This is a genomic window from Microbacterium forte (assembly GCF_031885415.1).
GTDB classification, from domain to species: Bacteria; Actinomycetota; Actinomycetes; order Actinomycetales; family Microbacteriaceae; genus Microbacterium; species Microbacterium forte.
The window spans coordinates 3,080,864-3,105,907 of the sequence record NZ_CP116871.1 but is presented as its reverse complement, the minus strand read 5'-3'; the positions used below and the strand labels follow the sequence as shown (position 1 = coordinate 3,105,907).

The 25,044-nt window shown below is 67.6% G+C and carries 20 protein-coding genes; 2 read left to right on the top strand and 18 right to left on the bottom strand.

Going from position 1 to position 25,044, the window contains the following annotated elements:
• Nucleotide 1 precedes the first annotated feature (1 nt).
• The 9 genes from OB895_RS14920 to OB895_RS14880 form a co-directional block, all read right to left on the bottom strand.
• Entirely contained in the window at nucleotides 2–973 is a 972-nt protein-coding gene (locus tag OB895_RS14920) for a Gfo/Idh/MocA family protein (protein WP_079113521.1), read from the bottom strand.
• The gene (locus OB895_RS14915) at nucleotides 966–2,405 is read right to left on the bottom strand and encodes an MFS transporter (protein WP_194285960.1); all 1,440 of its coding nucleotides are present in this window, start codon (nucleotides 2,403–2,405) and stop codon (nucleotides 966–968) included. The genes OB895_RS14920 and OB895_RS14915 overlap by 8 nt, the downstream gene beginning before the upstream one ends.
• Before the next feature lie 184 nt (nucleotides 2,406–2,589).
• A complete protein-coding gene (locus tag OB895_RS14910; RefSeq protein ID WP_079113523.1) occupies nucleotides 2,590–3,627 on the bottom strand; it encodes a LacI family DNA-binding transcriptional regulator in 1,038 nt (345 codons plus the stop codon).
• A gap of 23 nt (nucleotides 3,628–3,650) precedes the next feature.
• The gene (locus OB895_RS14905; RefSeq protein WP_228385574.1) at nucleotides 3,651–4,166 is read right to left on the bottom strand and encodes a gluconokinase; all 516 of its coding nucleotides are present in this window, start codon (nucleotides 4,164–4,166) and stop codon (nucleotides 3,651–3,653) included.
• On the bottom strand, nucleotides 4,163–5,401 hold the full coding sequence (manD, locus tag OB895_RS14900; RefSeq protein ID WP_079113524.1) for a D-mannonate dehydratase ManD: 1,239 nt from the start codon (nucleotides 5,399–5,401) through the stop codon (nucleotides 4,163–4,165). Before manD ends, OB895_RS14905 begins: the two co-directional genes overlap by 4 nt.
• 30 nt (nucleotides 5,402–5,431) lie before the next feature.
• Nucleotides 5,432–7,225 carry a beta-glucuronidase gene (uidA, locus tag OB895_RS14895; protein ID WP_079113525.1) on the bottom strand — a complete coding sequence of 598 codons (1,794 nt, stop codon included), beginning with the start codon at nucleotides 7,223–7,225 and terminating at the stop codon, nucleotides 5,432–5,434.
• Between the two features lie 78 nt (nucleotides 7,226–7,303).
• Entirely contained in the window at nucleotides 7,304–8,134 is an 831-nt protein-coding gene (locus OB895_RS14890) for an SDR family NAD(P)-dependent oxidoreductase (RefSeq protein ID WP_228385575.1), read from the bottom strand.
• Between the two features lie 24 nt (nucleotides 8,135–8,158).
• The gene (locus tag OB895_RS14885; RefSeq protein ID WP_079113526.1) at nucleotides 8,159–9,529 is read right to left on the bottom strand and encodes an MFS transporter; all 1,371 of its coding nucleotides are present in this window, start codon (nucleotides 9,527–9,529) and stop codon (nucleotides 8,159–8,161) included.
• A 27-nt stretch (nucleotides 9,530–9,556) separates the two neighbouring features.
• A complete protein-coding gene (locus OB895_RS14880) occupies nucleotides 9,557–10,801 on the bottom strand; it encodes a family 1 glycosylhydrolase (RefSeq protein WP_079113527.1) in 1,245 nt (414 codons plus the stop codon).
• A 99-nt stretch (nucleotides 10,802–10,900) separates the two neighbouring features.
• Between OB895_RS14880 and OB895_RS14875 the strand changes: the two genes are divergently transcribed.
• Nucleotides 10,901–11,515: a TetR/AcrR family transcriptional regulator gene (locus OB895_RS14875; RefSeq protein WP_079113528.1), complete on the top strand. Its 615-nt coding sequence runs from the start codon at nucleotides 10,901–10,903 to the stop codon at nucleotides 11,513–11,515.
• Here OB895_RS14875 and OB895_RS14870 read toward each other — a convergent pair whose 3' ends face one another.
• The 8 genes from OB895_RS14870 to uidA (OB895_RS14835) form a co-directional block, all read right to left on the bottom strand.
• The gene (locus OB895_RS14870; protein ID WP_079113529.1) at nucleotides 11,516–12,982 is read right to left on the bottom strand and encodes a glycoside hydrolase family 43 protein; all 1,467 of its coding nucleotides are present in this window, start codon (nucleotides 12,980–12,982) and stop codon (nucleotides 11,516–11,518) included.
• Nucleotides 12,979–13,803 carry an ATP-binding cassette domain-containing protein gene (locus OB895_RS14865; protein WP_079113530.1) on the bottom strand — a complete coding sequence of 275 codons (825 nt, stop codon included), beginning with the start codon at nucleotides 13,801–13,803 and terminating at the stop codon, nucleotides 12,979–12,981. The genes OB895_RS14870 and OB895_RS14865 overlap by 4 nt, the downstream gene beginning before the upstream one ends.
• Nucleotides 13,800–15,623, bottom strand: coding sequence for a dipeptide/oligopeptide/nickel ABC transporter permease/ATP-binding protein (locus OB895_RS14860; protein ID WP_228385576.1), 1,824 nt, complete (start codon nucleotides 15,621–15,623; stop codon nucleotides 13,800–13,802). Before OB895_RS14860 ends, OB895_RS14865 begins: the two co-directional genes overlap by 4 nt.
• On the bottom strand, nucleotides 15,620–16,561 hold the full coding sequence (locus OB895_RS14855) for an ABC transporter permease (protein WP_079113531.1): 942 nt from the start codon (nucleotides 16,559–16,561) through the stop codon (nucleotides 15,620–15,622). Before OB895_RS14855 ends, OB895_RS14860 begins: the two co-directional genes overlap by 4 nt.
• 54 nt (nucleotides 16,562–16,615) lie before the next feature.
• Nucleotides 16,616–18,169, bottom strand: coding sequence for an ABC transporter substrate-binding protein (locus OB895_RS14850; protein ID WP_079113532.1), 1,554 nt, complete (start codon nucleotides 18,167–18,169; stop codon nucleotides 16,616–16,618).
• Between the two features lie 131 nt (nucleotides 18,170–18,300).
• Nucleotides 18,301–19,599 carry a mannitol dehydrogenase family protein gene (locus OB895_RS14845; RefSeq protein ID WP_228385577.1) on the bottom strand — a complete coding sequence of 433 codons (1,299 nt, stop codon included), beginning with the start codon at nucleotides 19,597–19,599 and terminating at the stop codon, nucleotides 18,301–18,303.
• A complete protein-coding gene (gene uxaC / locus OB895_RS14840; protein ID WP_079113533.1) occupies nucleotides 19,596–20,999 on the bottom strand; it encodes a glucuronate isomerase in 1,404 nt (467 codons plus the stop codon). The genes OB895_RS14845 and uxaC overlap by 4 nt, the downstream gene beginning before the upstream one ends.
• A 12-nt stretch (nucleotides 21,000–21,011) precedes the next feature.
• On the bottom strand, nucleotides 21,012–22,784 hold the full coding sequence (gene uidA, locus OB895_RS14835; protein ID WP_079113534.1) for a beta-glucuronidase: 1,773 nt from the start codon (nucleotides 22,782–22,784) through the stop codon (nucleotides 21,012–21,014).
• A gap of 166 nt (nucleotides 22,785–22,950) precedes the next feature.
• On the opposite strand from uidA (OB895_RS14835), the gene OB895_RS14830 reads away from it, so the two are divergent.
• Nucleotides 22,951–23,985: a LacI family DNA-binding transcriptional regulator gene (locus OB895_RS14830; RefSeq protein WP_194285961.1), complete on the top strand. Its 1,035-nt coding sequence runs from the start codon at nucleotides 22,951–22,953 to the stop codon at nucleotides 23,983–23,985.
• Between the two features lie 59 nt (nucleotides 23,986–24,044).
• On the opposite strand, the gene OB895_RS14825 is transcribed toward OB895_RS14830, so the two are convergent.
• Nucleotides 24,045–25,043, bottom strand: a complete 999-nt coding sequence (locus OB895_RS14825) for an SMP-30/gluconolactonase/LRE family protein (RefSeq protein ID WP_311878002.1) — start codon at nucleotides 25,041–25,043, stop codon at nucleotides 24,045–24,047.
• Between the last annotated feature and the right edge of the window lies 1 nt (nucleotide 25,044).

The window sequence follows — 25,044 nt, the reverse complement described above, 5'->3', positions numbered from 1 at the left end:
ATCAGAGCGACGGGGAAGATATGTCGGCGAGGATGCGGTCGAGCGTTCGGGTGACCGAGATCGTCGTCGCGGCGTCGTGCCAGGGATGCTCGCGCAGGCCGGAGTCGATCGCTGCGGTCACGGCCTCGAGCATCGGCCCGTAGCCGTGGCCGACTCGCGGATGCTCCACCCGCTCCGGCACGCGGAAGATGCGCTCGGCGGTGCCCGCGTGCACACGAGCGGTGCTGCCTGCCCAGAACATCGGGTCGATCGTGATCCATCCGCGCTCGCCGCTCACGGCCGCGGAGAGGTCGAGGAACTCCGTGCCCGACCACGACAGCTGAGCGAACGCGCCCCCGCTGTGGTCGAGAGTCGCGTGACCGGCGAGGTCGACACCGTCCGAGATCACTCCCCGCGCGGTCACGGCATCGGCATCACCGAGGAACCAGTGCGCGAGCATCACGGGATAGATGCCACGGTCTCGAAGGATGCTGCCACCGTCTTCGGGTCGCGCCTTGCCCGGCCGAGGGAAGAACGGCGTGCCGAAGCTCGCTCGCACGCTGCGTATCGCGCCGAGCTCCCCTCCGGTGATGCGCTGGATCAGCTCGACGTGGAGCGGATTGAACCGCATCCACATCGCCTCCATGAGGAAGCGGTCGGCCTGTGCAGCTCGGGCGAAGAGCATCTCCGCATCGGCGGCGGACGTGGTGATCGGCTTCTCGACGAGCACGTGCAGGCCCCCGTCGAGCGCCTCGAGCGTGATCGCCGTGTGCGTGTCGGCAGGCGTGGCGATGTACACCGCGTCGATGTCGTCACGCCCCAGGAGCGCAGAACGATCCGACGTCGCGAACGGGATTCCGTGCCGCGAGGCGAATGCGTCAGCTCGCTCAGCGGTACGCCCCCAGACCCCGTTGATCTCACCGCTGATGTCGAGCAGGTCGGCGACGACCCGGTCGGAGATGTCTCCCGTACCGACGATGCCCCACCTAGGCATCCGCGCCCTTGCGTTCTCTGATCGGCGCCACCGTCAGCGTCGCGAGTGCCACGAGCACGAGGGCCGCGCCCCAGACGAGCTGGTAGCCGCCGGTCAGCGAGACCACAGCAGCAGCGAGGGCGGGTGCCAGTGCCTGGCCGAGGTTCATGGCGACGATCGCGAGTCCCAGATCTCGTCCGGCACGTGCAGGATCGGGCAGAACGTCGATGAACATGGCGTTGTCGACCGGCAGATAGATGCCGAAGGCGAGTCCGGTCAGGACGACCTGGGCGAACAGCGCCGGCAGGGTCGGAGAGATCAGCGGGATCGCCATGGACACGGCCATGAGAAGAGACGCGACGATGATGAACGGCTTGCGGCGCCCCACGCGGTCGGAGAGCCTGCCCGAGATCGCGACGGCGATGAGCGTGAAGGGGATCCCCGCGAGCCCCAGGATCGGCACCATCGCCGATGCCTCGGCGGCGCTGAGCGCAGGGCGGACATAGCTCTGCAGCATGTACAGGTTGAGCACCGTCGACGTGCTGTAGCCGAAGAAGAAGAGCACGCGCGAGATCCACAGCCAGCGGTAGTTACGGGCTGTGAGCGCGCTCGCGTATCCGAGGAGGAACGGCTTCCAGGCGAACGGCTCGCGTTCCAGGTCGCTCGAGGACTCGTCGCGATTGCGCGTGACGAACAGGATGGTGGCGATCGCCACCATCAGGCCCAGGATCAGGTAGAAGTCGAGGCCGACCATCCCGAAGAGAGCGCCGGCGCCGATTCCGCCGAGGATGCCGCCGATGATGGCGCCCATGCTCGTCCACGAGGTCACACGCCCGCGACGATCCCGCGGCACCCGGTCTGCCACCGTCGCCTGCAGTGGATTGCCCGCGACGTTCAGTGCCAGCTCGGTCGCGGACCACAGCACGACGAGCACGACGAGCGACGGCGCGTAACGGACGGCGACGAGGAGCACAGCACCGATCAGACCGGCGTACAGGATCCAGGGAGCGCGCCGACCGAGACGCGAGCGGGTCCGGTCGGAGAGCACACCGATCACCGGCTGGAGGATCATCACGATGATGGCGCTGGTCGTCGTCACCAGAGCCAGCCCGTTCGCGCGCGCCGCCTCGAAGTCGGAGAGGAGAGCGAGCTGTCGCGTCTGCTCAGCGGTCGGGGTGACCTCGCCAGAGGCGACGGCTCGGCCGAGCTCGGTCAGCGCCTGCAGATCGACCCCGGCATCCGCCCCCGCGAAGAACGAGCCGAACTCCAGGATCTGGATCTGGTTCGGCATCAGGATGCCGTTCGTCGCCGCCCAGACCGCCGAGACGGCCAGCGAGAGCAGGAGATACCAGCGGATGTAGCGCGAGAGGGGCCTCTTCGCGTCGTAGTGCACCGCGACCGTCGAGGTCCAGCGAGACTCCTCGCCGGCCACCTGCGTGAGGGGCTCGCTCATGGCCGCGGCCCTGCGGTGATGCGCTCCCCGCGACCGGGGAGTGGGGACAGTGCATTCGACATCGAAGACTCCAGACCGTCTCGCTGTTGAGACGGTTCCATCAAAACAGATTCCGAACAACAAGGCAACCGATTGCCAGAAATGGTGGAGGGCTGGCGCTCCGAGACGTCTCGGACCCCCGGTCTCAGCCCCGAGCGACCGGGCCGGTGCTCCCGCGCACGACGAGCGTGGTCGCAAGCGGTTCATCGCTCACGGCCTCCATCGCATCACCGAGAGCCTCGAGGACCTTGCCGACGGCGCGCTCGCCTGCCAGCTCCAACTGCGCCCGCACGGTGGTCAGCGCAGGGACGATGAGCTCGCTGCCGAAGATGTCGTCGAAGCCTGCGACACTCAGCTCGTCGGGGACCCGAATGCCGGAGGCGGATGCCGCCTGGATCAGGCCGATCGCCATCAGATCGTTGAACGCGATCACGGCCGTCGCCCTGGCCGCCTGCACTCGGCGGAGCGACTCTCGCCCTCCGTCGATGGTGGGGCTGAGCGGGCCGATCTCGACCACCGCGATGCCACGCTGTTCAGCGGCGTCGAGAAGGCTCTCCCAGCGTCGCCGACTGATCCACGACGTCTCGGGTCCGGAGAGGTAGGCGAGGGAGGTGTGCCCGAGTTCGGCGAGATGAGCGACGAGTGCGACGACGCCCTCCTCGACCTGAGGCAGCACGCCGACGACTCCGTCGACCTGTCGATTGATGAGGATGACGGGTTTGCGCTCCGACAGAGCGGTGATGCGCTCGTCGCCCAGTCGGGTGGTCGCGAGGATCAGTCCATCGACACTCGGAAGCAGACGAGAGACCGCCTCTGCTTCTGCCTCCCCCGATTCCTGGGACTCCGCGATCACCAACGTGTAGCCGGCAGCAGCCGCGGTGTGCTCCGCGCCACGGACGATCCCGAAGATCACCGGGTTGGTGATGTCAGCCACCATCAGTCCGATCGTGTGGCTGCGTCCGGTGGGAAGCGCGCGAGCCATCGGGTTGAACTGGAAGTCGAGGCGATCGGCGGCCGCGCGGATCCGCTCCTCCGTCTTCTTGCTGATCCGCCCCGGCTTGCTGAGCGCGCGCGAGACCGTCGACGGATTCACTCCAGCGAGTTCCGCGATGTCGTAGATGGTCGCAGCGCCGTTGCGACGGCGGATGCGCTCCGCGAGTTCGCCGGGCAGTTCGTCGTCCATGGTTCCTCCCAGCTCCCAGCGTGTCATGTCCGGGGCTTTTCGAGCCATTCGACGGCGGCGCGTGCGATCTGCTCCGGCGCGGGCGCGACATCGATCGTCACGCCGATCTCGTCCGGTTCGAGCGCCTCCAGCGTGTCGATCTGAGACCGCAGAAGCGACGGAGGCATGAAATGGTCTGTCCTCCCCGCAGCCCTCTCGGCGAGCAGAGAGTCACTCCCATGCAGATGCACGAACACCGCGCCGGGCACCCGAGCCCGGATGCGGTCGCGGTAGACCCGGCGCAGCGCGGAACAGGCGATGACGGCACCGGATGCCGACCGCAGGGCGAGCTCCTCACCCACGCGGTCGAGCCACGGCAGCCGGTCTTCGTCGGTCAGTGGTGTTCCCGAACTCATCTTGGCCCGGTTGGACGCGGGGTGCAGGTCGTCCGCATCGAGGAAATCCATGCCGAGGCGCTCCGCGAGCAGACGGGACACGGTGGATTTTCCCGCGGCCGAGACGCCCATCACCACGACCGACGGGCGAATCGACTCGCTCACCAGTCGTGGACGGTGCCGTCGAGCAGCCGGTTGTAGGGCAGGTAGGCCTGCTCGTACGGATACTTGCCCGCCTCGTCGACGTCGAGGTCGACACCGAGTCCCGGCTTGTCACCGGGGTGCAGGTAGCCGTCGGTCCAGGTGAACGACTGCTGGAAGACCTGATCGGTGCGGGCGCCGTGCTGCATGTACTCCTGGATTCCGAAGTTGTGGATCGCGAGCCCGAGGTGCATCGCCGCCGCCATCCCGACCGGTGAGATGTCGGTCGGGCCGTGCATGCCCGACTTGATCTGGTACATCGCGGCGTAGTCGAGCGTCTTCTTCAGCGCGCTGATGCCGCCCATGTGGGTGACTGCACCGCGGACGTAGTCGATGAGCTGGTCGCGGATGATGTCCTTGAAATCCCACACCGTGTTGAAGATCTCGCCGATGGCGAGCGGGGTGGTGGTGTGCTGGCGCACCAGGCGCAGCGCCTCCTGGTTCTCCGCCGGCGTGCAGTCCTCGAGCCAGAACAGGTCGTACGGCTCGAGGTCCTTGCCCAGGCGTGCGGCCTGGATCGGCGTCATGCGGTGGTGCCCATCATGCAGCAGGGGGATGTCGGGGCCGAACTCGTTGCGCACCGCCTCGAACACACCGGGCAGATGGTTCAGGTAGGCGCGGGTGTCCCAGTCCTCCTCGACGGGCTTCGCTCCGCGGCGCGCCGGCTCGTGGTCGTATCGAGCCTCTCCTCCTCCGGTGTCGGCCGACTGCGAGGCGATGCCGTAGATCGCCTTCAGCGTCGGCACACCGGTCTGCACCCGGATCGCTCGGTACCCCTGCTCCTGGTGGGCTCGGATCGAGTCGAACAGCTCGGGCAGCTCTTTGCCCGAGGCGTGCCCGTAGGCCAACAACCCCTTGCGGCTGGCACCGCCCAGCAGCTGGTAGACCGGAAGGCCGGCGACCTTGCCCTTGATGTCCCACAGCGCCATGTCGACCGCTGCGATCGCCGCCATGGTCACGGGTCCGCGACGCCAGTAGGCGCTGCGGTAGAGGAACTGCCACGTGTCCTCGATGCGCGACTCGTCCGCGCCGATCAGCAGCGGCACCACGTGCTCGGTCAGGTAGGCGACGACCGCGAGCTCGCGCCCGTTGAGTGTCGCGTCACCGAGCCCTGTCACGCCGTCAGCGGTCGTGATCTTGAGCGTGACGAAGTTGCGGTCGGGACTCGTGACGATGACGTCGGCTCTGTCGATGGTCATGTGGTTTCTCCTCTGCGTGAAGCCGGTAGGTCAGGCGTCTGTTGCAGGCTTGCGTCCGTCGAGCCCGCGCCAGCGCTGCCTCAGCGCGAATGCGGCAGCCTTGGGCTTGCGCTCGCGGGTGAAGATGCCCTTGCGGTTGCCGCCGACGCGGTGCAATCCGTTGGTGGTGGCGAAGTCGGCGAAGTTCCAGATCTGCTCGCCCACGAACTGCGGGAAGCGGTCGAACACCCGGTGGTACATGGCGAGGAGATCGGTCTGGTACTCCTCGGTCCACACCTGGTCCCACACCGAATGCAGACCCGGCATCGTGTCGGCGCCGTACTCCAGCATCATGATGGGCTTGCCGGTGCGATCGATCCAGCCTTGGATGTCTCCCTGCAGATACATCTCCGCCGTCGCGAGATCGCCCGCGTTGATGTACCAGCCGTAGTAACGGTTGAGGCTCACGACGTCGAAGAGGTCGATGATCTGGTCGTTCTTGAACGTGGCGAACATGACCATCGAGTAGGTGATCGGACGCGTCGGGTCGAGTTCGCGCACGAGGTCCACCAGGGGAGCGAAGTACTCGCGCGCGCCGTCCTCGTTCGAGGCCGGCTCGTTGGCGATGCACCACAGCACCACCGACGGGTGGTTCTTGTCACGCCCGATCAGCTCGCGCAGGTGCTGTGCGTGCGCAGCCTGCGTCTCCGCCCCGGCGTACTGCTCCGAGAAGGTGGGGAACGGCGGGGTGCCGCTGAGACCGCCGACCACGCCCATGTTGAGACCCACGGCCGCGGTCTCGTCGATCACGAGGATGCCGTGGCGGTCGGCGAAGTCGAGGACGTCCTCGGCGTAGGGGTAGTGCGAGGTGCGGAACGAGTTCGCACCCGTCCACTCCATCAGCTGGAAGTCGTGCACCATGTAGGCGTCGTCGTGACCCTTGCCACGCACGAACGTGTCTTCGTGCTTGCCGAATCCGGTGAAGTAGAACGGCTCGCCGTTCACGAGGAACTCCTCGCCTCGAACCGCGACCGTTCGCACACCTACTGCCAGGGAGTAGGTGTCGAGCACGTCCTCTCCGTCGACGGCCTCGACCGTCAGCTCGTAGAGGTACGCGGCGCCCGGCTTCCAGAGCACGACGTCTGCGATCTCGAGACGACCCTCCGGGCCGGACGACGTCGCCACGACACTGCCCGCGGCATCCGCCAGGCTGACGCGCACGTGGGCACCGCCGACGGTCTCGACGCGGTAGTCGACGAGACCGGTGGTGCCCTCGAAGGTCGTCACCACAGTGACGTCGTCAACGTGCACCTGCGGCAGTGAGTACAGCGACACCGATCGCGCGAGCCCCGCGTAGTTGTAGAAGTCGTGGAAGTAGGTCTGGGTCTTGGCGCCGGTCATGCCGACTTCGATCTTGCCCGGCGGGATGGTGGTGTTCGTGAGGTCGGGGCTCACGGCCACCGTGAGCCGGAAGGCGGTGCCCGGCTTCACGACTTCGGTGACGTCGATGTCGAACGGCGTGTACCCGCCGACGTGTCCACCGACGAGCCGGTCGTCGACGTAGACCTTCGCCGAGTGCGTGGCGGCGTCGAAACGCAGGAGGATCCGCTCCCCCGCCCAACCGCGCGGCACCTGCACCGACCGCTGGTAATAGACCCAGCCGACGTGGTCGCGGATCGCCGGATCGGTGAAGAGGTCGTTGTAACTCGCCGGGACGGCTGCTTCGAGAGGCGTATCGAGAGCGGCGAGCCAGGGCTCCTCCGGGAGGCGGGAGTCGATCCCGAACTTCCAGACGCCGTCGAGCTTGACGAGGTCACGGGTCGCGGTGGCGATGGGCTTGAGCATCAAGGGCCTTTCGTGCGCTTCTTTGCGTTCTTGATTTCAGTACAGCAGAGTTCGAGGTAAATGGCAACCGATTGCCAGTCAGATGGTCTCGCCCGCATCAGCCAGAAGGGTGCTGCCGGTCATCACCGTCGAGAGGTCGCTCGCGCAGAACAGCACCACCCGTGCGATGTCGTCGGGCGTCCCCTGGCGACCGATCAGGCTCTGCGACATGGCCGCAGGCATGGTGGCGGGATCGATGCCCGCGGCAGCCATCTGCTCGATCGCCGCGGCCGCCATCGCCATGTTGCCCTCCGTGGGCACGTAGCTGGGGGCGACGCCGAGCACGCGGATGCCCTGGGGGGCGAGCTCGAGGGCGAGCTGCTTCGTGAGCCCCCGCACCGCATGCTTCGACGAGACGTAGGCCGACAGGCCGGGCGCAGTCCCGCGGAAGCCCGCGGTCGAGACGATGTTGACGATCACGCCACCCTGCGGCATCCGACGGGCCGCCTCGCGCGCGCCGTTGCGCACACCTCGGGTGTTGACCGCGAAGACCTGCTCCCAGGTCTCGTCGCTCATCTCGAGCAGCGACTGGCTGGGGAAGATCCCGGCGTTGTTCACCCAGATGTCCGGGGCACCGACCTCAGCCGCCGCGGCGTCGGTCGCTGCAGACACCGACGCCGAGTCGGTCACATCCATTCGCACGCCCACCGTCCGCACCGAGAAACGCTCGCCGATCTCGCCCGCCGCCGCGCGAGAGCGACCCTCGTCGAGGTCGGCGATCACGATGCTCGCACCGGCCTCGGCGAGCCGATCCGCGATGGCACGGCCGAGGCCCTGAGCGCCTCCGGTGATGAGCGCGGTGCGTCCTGTCAGATCGGTCAGCGAGGCGAGGGGGGTCGACGAGACATCGGGGAAGGGAAAGGACATCATTGCTCCGTTTCGAAGGGGTGATGCTCAGCGGACGCTGCGCACCGAGAGGGTGATGAGGAGACCGCCGGCGAAGGCGAGCGCGGCAGCGAGGAGGTACAGCGCGGTGAAGTTCTCGGCGCCGGCACCGGCGCCGGCGCCGATGGCCAGCACCGCCCCGCCCAGCACCGGCGCGAAGACGCCGGGGATCTTCTGCGCGAACAGGGCGATGGCCATGTAACGACCCGCTTCGCGCTCGCGATCGGGGAGCACGTCGAGCAGCAGCGCCTGAGCCACGGCCGAGAAAGTGGCGATGCCGAGGGAGTTCAGCAGGGTGCCGACCATGAGCGTCGGCAGGTCGTGGGCGAACGCCGAGACGCTGCATCCCGCAGCGAAGAGAGCGGAACCCGTGAGGATGAACGGCTTGCGCCTGCCCACCCGATCGCTCAGCCATCCGCCCCCGAGGGAGCCGAGGGTGGCCGTGACGATGCTCGACGCCGAGACGATCGCGAGCACTCCCGCGACATCCGGCACGCGCAGCTCGAGGCGCTGGGCGACGAAGAACACGGTGAAGCTGGTGGTGAGGGTCAGCCCGGAGAAGAAGATGAAGCGTCCGAGCCAGTTCCACGCGAAGTCCGGCGCTTTGCGCGGATCGAAGCCGTAACTCCGCAGCAGTCCACCGACGGTCAGCCGCCGCTCGATCACCATCCCCCGGCTGTCGGGGTCGCGCACGACAGCGAGGAACGCTACCACCAGCACCACACCGATCGCGGCCGGGAGCGCGAACACGACGAGCACCTGATCGCGGAAGAATCCGACGAGGATGATCCCGATGACGGGCGCGACCTGCATCGTGACACCGGTGAGTCCGGATACGCGTCCGCGCTGATGCGGCGGCAGACAGTCCGCCTGCCAGTTGCCGAGCGAGGCTGCCGCTGTTCCCCAGCCGACGGTCGACAGCGTCCATCCGATCGTGAGCACGACGAGACTCGGCGCGAGGGCCATGACGGGCACCGAAGCCGCGCCGATCAGCAGACCGATCACGGTGAACGGACGCCGTCGCCCCCAGCGACTGCGCAGACGATCGCTGAGGATGCCGGTGAGAGGGGCGAGCACGAGAGTGGCTGCCGAGCCGAGGGCCAGGACGATGCCGAGGGCTTCGGTGCGCCCGGGCGCCAACTGGTCGAGACGCACCGCCAGCGAGTAAGCCATCGGCACGATCATCGCCATGCCGGCCCCGAACGTCGCGGCGACGAGCAGGACGATCGACCACGCCGAGACGGCTGCCTGCCCGGCCCCCGCGCCGTCGGGCGCGGGGGTCAGGGAGGGTGGCTGCGGAAGCGCGAGGTTGCCCTCCGGAACGCGCCCCGCAGCCTCCGCAGCGCTCTCGCCCTGGGGATCGTCGACGTCGACGGTCATCTGCTCGGCCTCTGTGCGTGGTGCCGGTCAGCCCAGACCGTTGCGCTTCGCGACCTCGCCGAGCCAGCCGAGGCTCGGCTTGGGCGTGCGCACGAACGTCTCGCGGTCCACGGCGATCAGACCGAAGGTCGGAGCCCAGTGACCCCACTCGAAGTTGTCCAGCAGCGTCCAGTGCAGGTAGCCGCGCACGTCGATGCCCTCGTCGATCGTGTCTGCGAGGCCGCGCAGCGCGGCATCCGTGTAGCGGATCCGCTGGGTGTCATCGCCGGTGGCGATGCCGTTCTCGGTCACGATGACCGTGACGCCCTCGGAGACCTCCCATGCGTGCCGCACGGCCATGGCGAGCGAGTCGGGGCGGAAAGCGGTGCCGACGAGCGTGTTGTCGGGGTGCGGCGGGTGCGGCACGAGACCGTCCGCATCGACCTCCTGCGACGAGTACGCCTGCACGCCCACGAAGTCGTCGCCCCGGGATCCCTCCCAGTAGACGTCTTCCTTGCCGTAGCGGATCTGCTTCAGCTTCTCCTCACCGCCGGGGGCGGCGGTGAGCGCGCCCGCCGCGATGGTCCAGCCGACCTTGGCGTCCGTACGGGCGCGCACGATCTCGCGTGCAGCATGGTGGATCTCGACGAACGCGCGGCCGATCTCGGGGTCGGCGTCCTGCAGGAATGCACCGTGCTGCTTCTTCTCGAGCTTCGTCTCCTCGCCGCCCTCGCGCTCGGCGTCGCTCTCGACCGTGGGACTCGTCCACTGCCCGCCCTGAGTCTCGGCCATGCGGCGCATCGCCGTCATGATGGCCGCCTGCATGTTGGGCTCATTCATGGTCGCCACCCACTCGACGCCGTCGAGGATCGTCGTGGCTTCGGTCACGAAACTCAGGAAGCGGTCCTTGGCCTTCGGCGACGTCCACCCGCCGTCGTTCGCGAACCAGCGCGGCGTCGTGAAGTGCTGCAGGGTGACGAAGGGAACGACTCCACGCGAGAAGCAGTAGTCGATCACGCGTCGGTAGTGCGCGAGCTCGGCCCGCGAGAAGCGACCCTCGACGGGCTCGATGCGCGACCACTCGAGGCTGAACCGGTAGGTCGTGAGCCCCGCATCCGCGAGCAGGTCGATGTCCTCGCGATACCGGTGATAGCTGTCGACCGCGTCACCCGAGGGTTCCATGCCGGGCATGGTCAGCTCGCGCTCCCACCAGTCGCTGTTGACGTTGTTGCCTTCGATCTGGTGTCCGGCGGTGGCGGCACCCCAGAGGAAGCCGGTGGGGAAGTTCGTCATTGAGGGATCCTCTCGATCGGAGCAATCATGACAACCGATTGCCACACCACGGTAACATAAAATTAGAAAGCACTCACTATTTTGATCTGAGGAGGACTGATGGCGCAGTACGCCAAGACCGCGGCCGTACGCCGAGGCATCCTCGACGCGTGTCTCACGATCTTCGGAGAATCCGGGTTCCACGGCGCATCGATGGCGGAGATCGCGCGTCGCGCCGGCATCAGCCACACGGGACTTCTGCATCATTTCCCGCGTAAGGAGGATCTGCTCATGGCGGTTCTCGAGCTGCAGGACGAGCGCAGCGCCGACTATCTCTCGCGGAATGCCGCGCTCGACACCGACGCCGACCCGCTCGATGTCCTCCGCGGAATGGCCACGACATTGATCGAACGGGATCAACGAGTCGGCCTGGTGGAGCTGAGCGCCGTGCTCACCGGTGAGGCCACAGCGCCGGCCCACCCGGCGCACGTCTACTTCGAGACTCGATACCGCAACATCCGCTCGTTCATGACCCGCCTCTTCACGCGACTCCGAGACGAGGGACGCCTGTCGACCGACCTGCCTCCGAGGCATCTGGCAGCGATCACCATCGCCGCCATGGACGGCCTGCACACGCAGTGGCTCTTCGATCGCTCGACGATCGACGTCGATGCGTGCGTCGCCTCGCTCATGTCGACCTTCGTGCCGGAGCTGAGGCCCACGGCGCAGGGCTGATCACCCCGCGGCGGCACCCGACTCGTACTCGAACCGGATGACGGCGACCTGCTCTCCGAGCGCCTCGATCCCGATGACCCGTCCGGTGAATCCCCCCGCGACCTCGGTGGACAGATACCGACCGTCGAGGGCCGCCAGTTCGACGAAGCCCTCTGCCGCGGCAACCCCGGCACGCAGCAGATCCGGCCCGCGGCGAGCGCCGCGCTCGGCCTCGAACTCCACAGCCCTGATCTCGAGCGCCGCGTCAGCCGACACCGTCGCACTCGCGACGACGTCGCTCAGCGGACCGATGACGATCCGCGCACGCACCTCTTCACCGATGCGCTCGACCAGCAGCTGGTGCGCGTCATCCATACGGACCGAGAGCGCCACGTCACCCGTGGCGTGCAGGCGAGCCGACCACAACTCGTCTTCGGCGCGCACCGCGAGCAGCCGCTCGGCGCTCGCGGTGAGCGCGTCCCGACCCGGGTCGAGGCGCAGACCATCCGCGCTCGTGCGGGCGAAGGTCGATGGTGCGGTGCCCGGCGCGATCCACCGCGGATGCAGTACCTCGCCTCTGAACTCGTCGACGAACGATGACGTCGAGACCGGCACGTCGTAGCGCGCCTCGTCGACGACGGGCCAGTCGTCGACCCAGTCGACTCCCGCGAGGAACGTCTCGCGGCCGTTGGTGTGCCAGCGAGGGAATGTTCCCCGCGGCCGTGTCGCGAGGAACACCAGCGCCCAGGAGCCGTCGGCGAGCTCGATGAGATCGGAGTGCCCTGTCGACTGCACGGCCGCACTCGTGCTGCGGTGGGTCAGGATCGGATTCGTCGGCGCCGGCTCGAAGGGTCCGCGGATGCTTGGGGATCGCGCGATCGTCACCATGTGTCCGGGGCCCGTGCCACCTTCGGCGACGAGCAGGTACCACCACTCCCCCCGACGGATCAGATGCGGCCCTTCGGCGTGCGCCCCGCCGGTTCCCGCCCACAGCGGGCGCGGCTCCGAGAGGACGTCGCCCGACACCGGATCGATGACGGCCTGCGAGATGCCGCCGCGCATCACATCGCTCCAGGTCACGAAGCACGTGCCGTCGTCATCCCACGCGATGTCCGGATCGATGCCGATGAGCCCTGCGACGTAGACGGGATCGCTCCACGGGCCGGCGGGATCCTCGGCGTGCACGAGGATGTGACCGCGGCCGACCTCGTGGATGTTCGTCGTGATCATCCAGAACCTGCCGTCATGATGCCTCAGCGTCGGAGCGTAGATCCCTCCGCTGGCGCCCGCGAGTCCTGGGCGCACATCGAGATGCTCCGGCCGATCGAGGATATTGCCGACCTGCGTCCATGAGATCAGGTCGCGCGAGTGGAACAGCGGGACGCCCGGCGAGTACTCGAAGCTCGAGTTCGCGAGGTAGTAATCGTCGCCGACGCGGCAGATCGAGGGGTCCGGGTGGTAGCCGGGGATGATCGGATTCTGAGTCATGACGCCTCCATGAGGCGGCGACGCTCGAGCCTCCGCTCGCGCTGCCTGGCGGGGTCGGCGACCGGAGCCGCCAGGAGCAGCTTCTGGGTGTACGGGTGGTCGGGGCTCGACGTCACATGCTCGGCTGATCCCGTCTCGACGAGGTCGCCGCGGTACAGCACGGCCACGCGATGGCTGATGTGCCTGACGACCGAGAGGTCGTGCGAGACGAAGAGATAGGCCACCCCCGTCGCCCGCTGGATCTCGACGAACAGATCGAGCACTCGGGCCTGCGTCGACAGGTCGAGCGCCGACACCGGCTCGTCGCACACGATGAGGCGAGGCTCGGGGGCGAGCGCACGCGCGATGGCGACACGCTGGCGCTGACCGCCCGAGAACTCCCGGGGCAGCCGCTCGATCGCATCCGAGGGCAATCCGACCTGGTCGAGCAGCGTTCTGACGCGCGAGCGCGCGTCCTTGGCGGTCGCCCCCTGGATGACGAGCGGTTCCGCGAGGATGTCGCCCACCGTCATCGAGGGATTCAGCGAGGTGTACGGATCCTGGAAGACGACCTGGATGTCTCGCGACAGCCGGCGTCGATCGCGCGCCGAGATCCGTGCGATGGATGTCCCGTCGAAGCGGATGTCGCCTCCGGATGGCGTCACCAGCCCCAGCACCGCGCGACCGATGGTGGTCTTGCCGGATCCGGATTCCCCCACCAGCCCCAGCGTCTCGCCGGGCGCCACACTCAGCGAGACGCCGTGCAGCACCTCCACCGGCTTCTTCCGCCACCCCTTGCCGGGGAACGACACGCGAAGCTCATCGACCTCGAGAAGACTCATCGCTGCGTCCCTTCTTCAGTGATCGCGACGGGCGGGTCCGTGCGGACCGTGCTCTCGTCGAGGATCGCCCCGAGCAGCATCTTCGTGTACTCGTGGGTCGGGTGGGCGAACACCTCCGCGGCGGTGCCGGATTCGACGATCACGCCGTTCTGCATGACCGCGATGCGATCGCACAGGTCAGCCACGACGCCGAAGTTGTGGGTGACGAGGAGGATCGCCATATCGAGCTCCGACTGCAGATCGCGCAGAAGATCGAGGATCTCCGCCTGGACCGTGACATCGAGCGCCGTGGTCGGCTCGTCGGCGATCAGGAGCTTCGGTCGGCTGGCGACCGCACCGGCGATGAGCACGCGCTGCGCCATGCCGCCCGAGATCTGATGCGGATACGAGTCGAAGGTCCGCTTCGGATCCGCGATGCCGACCCGCTCGAGGAGCGCGAGCACACGAGCGGTCGCCTCGGCGCGCGTCACGCCGAGCGCCGAGCGCACTCCCTCGACCAGTTGAGCGCCCACCTTGTAGGAGGGGTCGAGGTTCGACATGGGCTCCTGCGGAATATAGGCGATCTCCTTGCCGCGGAGGGGCCGCATCTGCGCGTCCGTGAGACCGACGAGCTCACGCCCGTCGAAACGGATGGACCCGCGGGTGATCACCGCCTCGTTGGGGAGCACGCCGAGGGAGGCGAAGGCGGTCTGCGACTTGCCCGAGCCCGATTCCCCGACGAGTCCGACGACCTGCCCTCTGGCGATCGAGAGGTCGACGCCGCGCACGACCTCGTTCAGTCCTCCGCTCGGACGCGGGTAGGCGATGGCGAGGTCGTTGATCTCGAGCAGCCCCGTCCGCGCGGCCGTCGCCTCTCCGGCGCTGTCGAGCACACGCTGACCGCGTCCGACCTTCGCCGGCTTCGGCATGGAGCCCTCGAGGATGTCGCGCAGAGCGTTGCCGAGCAGCACGAGTGACGCCGTGATCACGCCGAGCAGGAGGCTCGGCCAGAGGAACTGCGTCGGAGCGATGTAGAGGTTGCGGAAGCCCGACGAGATCATCGATCCGAAGCTGGGGATCTGCAGCGAGCCGACGCCGAGGAAGGCGAGCCCGGACTGCACGGCGATCGCGGACCCGGCAAGGAAGGCTGCGGCGATGATGATCGGACCGCGAACGACGAAGAGCACGTGGCGGCCGAGAATGCGGAGATTGCCGAGACCCGACACCCGCGCCGCGTCGACGTAGAGCTCGTTCTTCACCCCGAGCACGAGGTTGCGGACGATGCGATAGATGCCCGGCGAGAGGAGCACACCGAAGATCAACATTGTGAAGCGGTAGTCGCCACCCGTGACCGGCATCAGGATGATCAGCAGCAGGATGCCGGGGAACGTCATGATCAGGTTGAAGAGCCACTCGGTGGTGGCTCTCGTCACCGTGCCGAAGTACCCGCCGATGAGACCGGCGATCACTCCGACGACCAGCGCCACGCCGGCGCCGATCAGAGCAGAGATGGCCGCCGTGTTGATCGAGTGGAGCAGCCGAGACAGGATGTCGCGGCCCGCCTCGTCGGCGCCGAGCAGGTACCCGGGCGTGCCGACGGGCGCGTTGATCATGGCGAGATCGGCGTCGTTCGGACCGTGCGGCGCGAGCCACGGCGTGAGCAGTCCGAGGAGGAAGATCACGGCGAGGATGCCGAGGGTCCCGACGGCCTGAGGATCCCGCAGGATTCGACGCCAGGTGGACGTCCGGGTCTTCGCCGCGTTCTCGAGCGTGACGAGCAGCTCGGTGCTGGGCGGCGTCACGGTTCCGGTGTTCGTCTGGAGTGGGCGTTCGTCGCTCAATGGACTCTCGCTTTCGGGTTCAACCAGCCGTTGGCCAGGTCGGTGAGGAGGTTGACGACGGTGACCAGCAGCACACCGAAGGCGGTGATGCCCATGATCACGGGGATGTCGCCCTGAAGAGAGGCGTTGAACGCGAAGCTGCCGTAGCCCGGCAGAGCGAAGACGTTCTCGATGATGAGCGCGCCGCCGAACATCTGGATGAACTCCAGCGACATCACCGTGAGCGCCGGGCTCGCAGCGTTGCGCAGCGCGTGCTTGATGACGATCGAGGTGGTCGATGAGCCGCGCGTCCGCAGGGTGCGGATGTAGTCGCGGCGGAGCTCGTCGATCATGCGCCCTCGCACCTGAGCAGCCATGTTGGCGACGCCGCCGATGGTCAGCACGATCACCGGGATCGTGATGCTGCGCACCCACGCCGCCGGGTCCTCGGCGAACGGTGTGAAGCCGGTGGCGGGAAGCCATTTGAGCTGCACTGCGAACACCACCACCAGCACGATCGCCAGCAGGAGGCCGGGGACGATGTACCCGATGAGAGAGATCCCCTGCGCGATGCGGTCGACGATTCCCCCGCGCGAGGCAGACCAGACGCCGAGCACCACCGAGATGATGACGGTCAGGATCAGCGCGGGGACGATGATCGAGAGCGTGACGGCGAGGCGCTGGAGAACGGTCGGTCCGACTGGCAGCGACGTGTACACGGAGACGCCGAAGTCGCCCTGAACCGCGTGGATCAGCCAGTCGAAGTACTGGACGAGGACAGGTCGATCCCACCCCTTCTGCTCGATGAGCCCCGCAACGACATCCGGCGTCGCACCGGTGCCGAGAATCGACTGCGCGACGTCATCGAACGACGTGCTGAGCAGCAGGAAGGTGATCAGGGTCACCAGGATCGCGAGCACGATCCCGGCACCGAGACGGCGAAGGATATAACTGAGCATCAAAGAACTCCCGGTGCGGGTGGGGATGCGGCGGACCGCATCCCCACCCCTCACTCACTCGGTGACGTCGAACTGTCGGATCGTGGAGAGGGTGTTCGCCTCTCCGACGTAGCTGATGCCGTCGGCGGTAGCCCACACAGCGCCGACGTAGACCAGCGGCGCGACGAATGCCTGATCGGCGACGTACTCGTTCAGTTCCTGATACAGCGGTACGCGGTCGTCGAAGGCGACCGTCGAGTCGATCTCCGAGAACAGCCGGTCCAAGGTGTCATCGGTGTAGCCGCGCGGGTTGCCGACTCCGTCCAGGGCGAAGGTCGTCGCCAGGTCCGCGCTGTCCGCATTGAACCCGAGGATCTGGAAGTACAGACCGTAGTCGCCGGAGCGAGCCGCCGACTGCGCCTGCTGCGGAGGAACCGTGACCCATTCCAGCGTCAGGCCGATGTCGGCGAACGCCTGGGTGAGAACGGGTTCCACAGTGGTCGACAGGAAGGTGCTGGGGATCTGGAAGCTCTCCCCCGCGTAGCCCGCCTCCTCGACGAGCTCACGCCCCTTCTCTGGGTCGTACTCGTACTCGTCGTTGAGCGATTCGTCGTAGATGGCGCCGAATGGGCTCACCAGCTGCGTCGTGGCGATTCCGACTCCGCTGTACAGCCCCTTGAGGACGGCGTCCCGATCGATGGCGAGGTTGATCGCCTGGCGTACCTTCTCATCTCCGAGAGCGGGCCACTTCTCCCCGCCTCTGTCCAGGATGTTCAGGAAGCTCGTCGCGACCGCATCGTTCTGTTTGATCGAGAACTTCTCCTTGTCGAGCTGCCCGACGACCTGCGTCTGCACTGTCGCCGCGTTGAGTTCGCCCGCCTGGAGCGCATTGAACGACGCCGTCTGATCCTGAAGGACCTTCACCGTCAGCGTCTTGAACGGGACGTTCTCCGCGTCCCAGTAGTCGTCTCGCTTCACCAGCACGTAGCTGCTCCCGGGAACGGTCTTTTCGGTGTCGAGTGTGAACGGCCCCGAGCCGACGGGATCTGTGGCGGTGCGCTCCTCGTCGATCGTGGCAGGGTCGCCGATCGCCCCCGGGCCGGAGGAGAGGTTGTCGAGGAACTGCGGGTCGAAGCCGTCGAACGAGACCACGACCGTCCGGTCGTCCTCGGCGACGACATCCGTGACCGAAGCCAGACGACTCTGCACGTTGCCGGCGGTCTCCCGCGAGCGGAGCATGGTCGCCACGACGGCGTCCGCGTTCACCGGGTCTCCCGAACTGAAGCTCATTCCCTCACGAAGTACGAGCGTGAGCTGCGTGCCGTCCTCGTTGTACTCCCACGATTCCGCGGCACCCGGGATGATCTCCCCCGTGGCCGGATCCTTGCGGAGCAGAGTGTCGAGGATCGATGACCACACGAACATCTGCTGCCCATCGACGAGCTGCGCCGGGTCGAGCGAGTTCGGCGCCGAGACAGCCGCGATGGCGAGATCCTTCTCGACGACGGTGGCCGACGTGCCTGCGGGTTCGGGGTCGCTTCCGGCCGCGCAGCCGGACACCGCGAGTGCGGTGATGAGCATCGCGGCGGGCAGGACCACGCCACGACGGTGCTTACGGGTGTTCCACATTGTTCATACTCCTTTGGATGAAACGACTTGATGCGCAACCGCTTGTCATTAAGGGTCTAGCGGACGAGGACGGCGGCGTCTGATGTCAGTAAAGCAGGGATTCGAGTCAATGACAACCGATTGCCAACTCGTTATCGAAGTGTGAGATCATCGATCGATCGCCGACTCGCGAGCACCTCATCGACGAACGCCTCGTCGTCGCCGAGCACGGGGCTGAGCTCGGCGACCGCGCATTCGACGGATGAACGATCCCCTCGCTGTCCGCCGATCGCCAGCCACGCCGCGACGACAGCTGCGCACGCGTCGGCGGGGCGCCCCGCCCTGCGTTCGAGCTCTGCGACCGGCGCGACGCGCACACGCATCTTGGTGTCGGAATCGAGACCGATCTGCGCGAGGAGATGCCGGATGCGCGGGTTTCGGAAGCGGTCGAGCAGCGCCAACCGGTATTCCTGCAGTCCGAGCTCCGCCGGAAGATGCCGGCAGACTTCATCCCAGTACGCGTCGACGGCGCGCAAGCACACCATGTCGGCGATCGCCTCGGAGACCGTGTGATGACCACGAAGCCGACCGAGCGACGCGAGAAGCGTATGAGCGCCGTTCAGCAGCCAGAGCTTCCGCGCCTCCCACGGTTCAAGGTCGTCGGTGAGGCGGGCTCCCGCCACTTCCCACTGCGGCCGGCCCGCAGGGAACTCTCCGGCGATGACCCAGTCGGAGAAGCTCTCTGCGACCACCGGTGCACGATCCCCGTAGCGCCGCGAGAGCTCGGTCGTTTCCTCATCCGAGAGTCGAGGGGTGATCCGATCCACCGAACTCGACACGAACGACACGTGCGCATCGATCCAGTCGACGAGCCCCGGCACCTCCCTCGCGAGAGAGCTGACGGCGGCGCGCAGCACTCCCCCGTTGTCGGCCAGGTTGTCACAGGAGACGAGAGCGAGAGCTCCGGAACACGAACGCCTGCGCGCCTCCAGACCGAGCACGAGGCGACCGACGGCGGTGACAGGACGCACGCTGACGAGGTCGTCGTCGAGGAGTCCTGCCAGCAGGGCTCGATCGAGAGCCGTCCGATCATCGGCATAGGCGGCCTCGGTGATAGTCAGGCTGACGATGGCGGTCGCAGGAGCGGCGACGTCATTCACGAATGACGGGATGTCCGTGCCCGGATGCGCCCGGACGATGCTCCCGATTCGTTCGGCGTCGTCGCCTGCCGGCGAACGCACGATCAGTGTGTACAGACCGTCCTGGGCGGAGAGATCATCCGCGAGCCCGGCACTCCTTCCGGTGTACGCCGCGATCCCCCACTGCGCCGAGTCACCGGCATGGGCCGTGTACCAGGCCAGATGCGAGCGGTGGAAGGCGCCGAGCCCCATATGGATGATCCGCACCGGTGGTGCCGGCGACTCGCGCACTCCGAGCATCACACCGCTCACAGCTTGAACACCCTCTTCGGCTGGGGCCCGACGATGTCGTCGATGACGGCGCCGGCCGCGTCCTCGTCCACACGCCCCTCGACGACCAGCCGGGCGAGGAATGCGGCATCCGCACGGCGTGCGGTGTCGTGTCGGGCCGGTATGGAGAGGAAGGCGCGGGTGTCGTCGATGAACCCCGACCCGCGCGAGAACCCGGCCGTCTCGGTCACCGCCGAGCGGAACCGTGCCATGGCATCCGGGGCATCGAGGAACCACCAGGGAGCGCCGATGTAGACGCTCGGGTAGAACCCCGCCAGCGGGGCGATCTCGCGAGAGTAGACGGTCTCATCCACGGCGAAGAGCACCAGGTGCAGATCGCGCTCGAGGCCGAAGCGCTCGAGAAGCGGCCGCAGACCGCCGACGAAGTCTGTGCGCCGCGGGATGTCATGCCCGGAGTCGGGGCCGAAGCGGCGGAAGGTCTGCGTGCTGTGGTTGCGCACGACGCCGGCGTGCACCGTCATGACGAGTCCGTCGTCGACGCTCATCCGGGCCATCTGCAGCAGCATGTGCGCCCGGAACGAGTGACGCTCCCCGGCATCCGCATCACCGGAGACGACGCGGGCGAAGAGCCCCTCGCCTTCTTCGGGCGCGAGGTCGAGCGTGTCGGGGACCTCGACACCGTGATCTGCGGACACGGCCCCGTGCTCGATGAAGTACCGCCTCCGCTGCTCGAGGGCGGCGAGGTACCCGGCGAACGTGCCCGGGCTGCCCGTCTCGGCGACGAGCCGCTCGACGTTCTGCGCGAACCCTGCCGCATCAGGATCCAGGTACCGGTCGGGGCGGAACGTCGGCAGAACCCGGCCGACCGCGCCCTCCGCGGCGAGCGCCGCGTGCCCTGCGAGATCGTCCAGAGGATCGTCGGTCGTCGCCAGCACCTCGATGCCGAAGCGCTCGAACAGCGCACGCGGCCGCAGCTCGGGCGTGGCGAGCTGATCCGCGATGCGGTCGTACGCCTCATCCGCCGTCGCCGCCGAGAGCGGCACCGTGACGTCGAGCACATTCTGCAGAGACTCCGAGATCCAGTACCCCGACGCCGTGCCCGCGAACAGAGGCCAACGCTCAGCGAACCTCCGCCACACCTGGCGCGGGTCCGCGGCACTGCCGCCGACCCCGAGCTCGTCGAGGCCGACCCCGGACGCGTGGAGCAGCCGGGTGACGTAGTGGTCGTGTGTGATCAGTAGCGATGCCGGGTCGGAGAACGGGCGATCCTCGACCAGGCATTCCACCGGCACGTGACCGTGCGGCGAGATGATCGGGGCATCGGCGACGCGCTCGTAGAGGGCGCGCGCGACCGAGCGCGTCGTCGGATCGGCGGGGAGCAGTCGGTCGCGGTCGCGACGGACGAGTGATGCGTGTGACATGGAAGGTCCTTTTCAGCCGCGCCAGCGGGTACGAAGTGCGTGAGCGGCGGCCTTGGGCCGTCGATCGCGGGTGAACACACCCTTCTTGTTGCCGTCGACGCGGAAGGCGCTGCCTGGCGTGTGGAAGTCGGCGAAGTTCCAGACCTGCTCTCCGACGACCGCCGGGATCCTGTCGAAGACCCGGTGGTACATCTCGAGGAAGGCGAGCTGATACTCCTCGGTCCAGGGCTGGTCGTAGACCGAGTGGGTCCCGACGATCGTGTCGGCTCCGTACTCGGTCATGACGAGAGGTTTGCCGTATGTGCTCTCCCACCCGCGGAGTTCGGCCTCGAGGTGTCGTTCGGCGCTGCGCAGGTCGCCGCCGTCGGCATACCAGCCGTAGTAGCGGTTGAGGCAGATGACGTCGAACAGATCAGCGATGCGATCGGTCTCATGCGATGCCTGGATGAGGTTGGCGAAGGTCACGGGCCGATGCGGGTCGAGCTCCCGGGTGAGCGCCACGAGCGGCTCGAAGTAGGGGCGGGCTCCCTCCTCGAACGACGCCGGCTCGTTGGCGATGCACCACATCACGACGCTCGGGTGGTTCTTGTCCCGGGCGATCAGCTCGCGGATCGCGCGAGCGTGAGCGGCTCTCGTCTCGTCTCCGAAGCCCTCCGGTCCGAACGTCGCCCTGGTCGCTCCCGTGCCCATCCCGGCGCCGATCGCGAGGTTGAGACCGACGGCCGCGGTCTCGTCGATCACGACGATTCCGTGCCGATCGGCGTACTCCAGGACGTCCTCCGCATAGGGGTAGTGGGAGGTTCGGAACGAGTTCGCCCCCGCCCAGCGCATCAGGTGGAAGTCGTGCACCATGTACGCGGGGTCGTGACCTTTGCCTCGAACCGGGGAGTCCTCGTGCTTGCCGAATCCGCGGAAGTAGAAGGGCTCGCCGTTGATGAGGAACTCGGCTCCTCTCACTTCGACGGTGCGGATGCCGACCGGCAACGTGTACACGTCACGGACGCCCGTCTCGGTCGTCGCTTCGACGACGAGGTCGTACAGGTGGCCCGCCCCCGGACGCCACAGGATCGCGTCCGGGATCCGGATCTCCCCGGTGCGCCCGTGCCCCTCGGCGACCTGGCGTCCGGCGCCGTCGAGCACTCTGATCGAGAGGTCGGCGGCGACGGACGGGTCCGACAGGACGATGTCGTAGCGGACGATGCCGTCGGCGCCGTCGACGTCGGGGACCGCCGTGATGTCCTCGATCCGCACGGGCGGAACAGCCGCGAGCCACACAGAGCGCGGCAGACCGCCGTAGTTGTAGAAGTCGTGCAGGTACCGCTGCTGTCTGCGGCCGTCGTCGGCCACGGTCACGAAGCCGGGTGGGAGCGTGGCCTTCGTCAGCTCGTTGTCGACGCCGATCGTCAGGCGGAACTCCTCGCCGGGGATCGCATGATCGGTCACATCGGCGTCGAACGGAGTGAACCCGCCGTCGTGGGTGGCGACGAGGGAATGTCCGGCATAGACGCGGGCTCGGTGCGATGCCGCTTCGACCCGCACGAGGATCCGGGAGCCGTCCCATCCGCGCGGCACGCGGACCGTGCGCTGATACCAGACCCAGCCCACGTGGTCGCGGATCTCCTGGTCGGCGAACAGGTCGTCGTAGCTCGACGGGACCGGCGCCTCGAGTTCGGTGCGGAGGCGATCCGACCACGGCTCGGGCACCGCGTCGTCATCCGCCGCGAATCTCCACAGGCCGTCGAGGGAGACCAGTTCCCGCGTCGGGGACCACTGGGGTCGAAGCATCGTCGCTCAATCCTCTCCGGGCGCCCCGCCCCGACATCGTCAGACCAGACAACCATGATCGACCCGTTTTGGCAAGCGGTTGCCAAAACGCGTCTCGATCGGACGGATGACTTCTGCCGTACGATCGGGGAACCGGATGCCGTCGCGACGAGGGGAAGACAGCACGATGTCGACAGACGAGCCGAACGCCTCGCAGGATGCGGCCGCGATCGACGGTCGCATCGGCCGACGCCCCACGATCTACGACATCGCCCAGCGGGTCGGACTCAATCCGTCGACCGTGTCGCGCGCCCTGAACAAGCCCGGTCGCACGAACGTCGCCACCGAGGAGAAGATCCGCGCGGCTGCTGCAGAACTCGGCTATCGGGTGAACCCCATGGCTCGGGCGCTTCCCACAGGGCTCTCGGGGACATATGCGATCGTCCTCCCCGACATCACCAACCCCGTGCACTTCGAGCTGATCCGTGGCGCGGAGCAGGTCGCGCGGAGGAGCGGCTTCACTCTGATCGTCTCTGAGACCGAGGGTGCTGCCGAGATCGAGCTCGAGACGATCGAGACGCTGCAGCCGTCCGTGGACGGCCTCCTCGTCGTCGCCTCTCGCCTCGACGACGACTCGCTGGCAGCGCTGGCTGCGAGCAAGCCGATCGTCGGAGCCAATCACTCCACACCGTCGTTGCCGAGCGTCACCCCAGACCTCGAGTCCGGCCTCACCGACGCACTCGACCATCTGCGCGACCTCGGACACCGTTCCGTCGCGTACCTCGGTCTCGGCGGCGCCCGGATCAACCGGGCACGATGGGAGCTCACTCTCGATCTCGCGGCCGCACGAGGCCTGGGGGTGGTGGAGATCACCGTGGACGAGCCGACGGTCGCGGGCGGCGCTGAGTCCCTCCGACGCGTCCGGGCCAGCGGCGTCACCGCCGTCCTCGCCTACAACGACCTCGTCGCGCACGGACTCCTTCGGGCCGCGCGCAGCGGCGGTCTGCAGCTGCCCGAGGCCTTCAGCGTGATCGGCTTCGACGACATCTTCAGCGCCGAGCTGGCCGTTCCCGCGCTCACGACTCTGCGCTCTCCGCTCCGCGAGATCGGCACCCGCGCGATGGAGACACTCATCGACCCTGAGCGGAGCAGGACACCGACGAAGGTCGTCCTGCCGCTCGAGCTCGTCGTGCGGGAGTCCACGGCGGCACCGACGAGGTGACGCCTTGAGAGGACGCGACCCGCAGCCGAGCGATTGCCGGTACGGGTCGCGTCCGGGCATCATCCCCCGTTCGACTGCCTGATGCCCTCGCCGTACGCCTCGAAGGTGTGCACGAACCCGCCCGCGGGCCCACTGACCACCAGATAGCCGTCAGTGGTCCCCGGCGCGATGGCGATGTTCGTCGCGGATTCGAGCCCCTCCCCGGGCACGCGGATCACCCCGATCTGCTCGCCGGTCTTGGCGATCACCACGATCTCCGCCTTCTCGTGGAACGCCTGGTAGATGTTCCCTTCGGCATCCACCGCGGTCGAGTCGATGCGTCCGATCCCGCCGTCGACATGGATCGCCGGGTACGCCGAGACGACACGCGTGCGCTCCTCGTCGAGGGCGAAGTAGTCGATGCGGTTCGCGTTGTACTGGGCGACCCAGAGCCCGGCGTCCTCCTCGTCGAACACGATGCCGTTCGGCGAGGGCAGATCGTCGGCCAGCACGCTCGCCGACCCGTCGACGCCGATCCTGACCACCCTGCCCGGCGTCTCCCACCCGGGCCCGTCCATGCCGCGGGTGTCGGTCACGAACATCGTCCCGTCGGGGGCGAAGGCGATGTCGTCGGGCAGCATCGCGACGCCCTCGACCGCACCCGTGAAGTGGGCCTGCGGGTCTTCGCCATCGGGCGTGATGCTCAGCACGTCGCCTCCGAGGAAGTCGGTCAGATACAGACGCCCGTCGCTCGGATGGAACTGCGCCGAGGTGAATGCGCTCGTCTCATCCGTGAAGACCTGCTCCGCCGAGGCCTCCTCGACATCGATTCGCAGCACCTTGGCTTCGCCCGCGGGTGCCATCACGTCGACCACGAACAGAGAGCCGTCGTCGTGGAAGGTCGGCCCTTCGAGCAGTGTCCCCCCGGTGAGCTCATGCGGCTCGGTGACCTGCAGGAGTTCCGTCGAGGTCTGCTCGAGTGCCGGCCCCGCGGCCTCGCACACCGACCCGCCATCGTCCGCCGCGGGCGCGCATCCGGCGAGCACGACCGTCGCGCCGACGACCGTCGCGACCGTCACG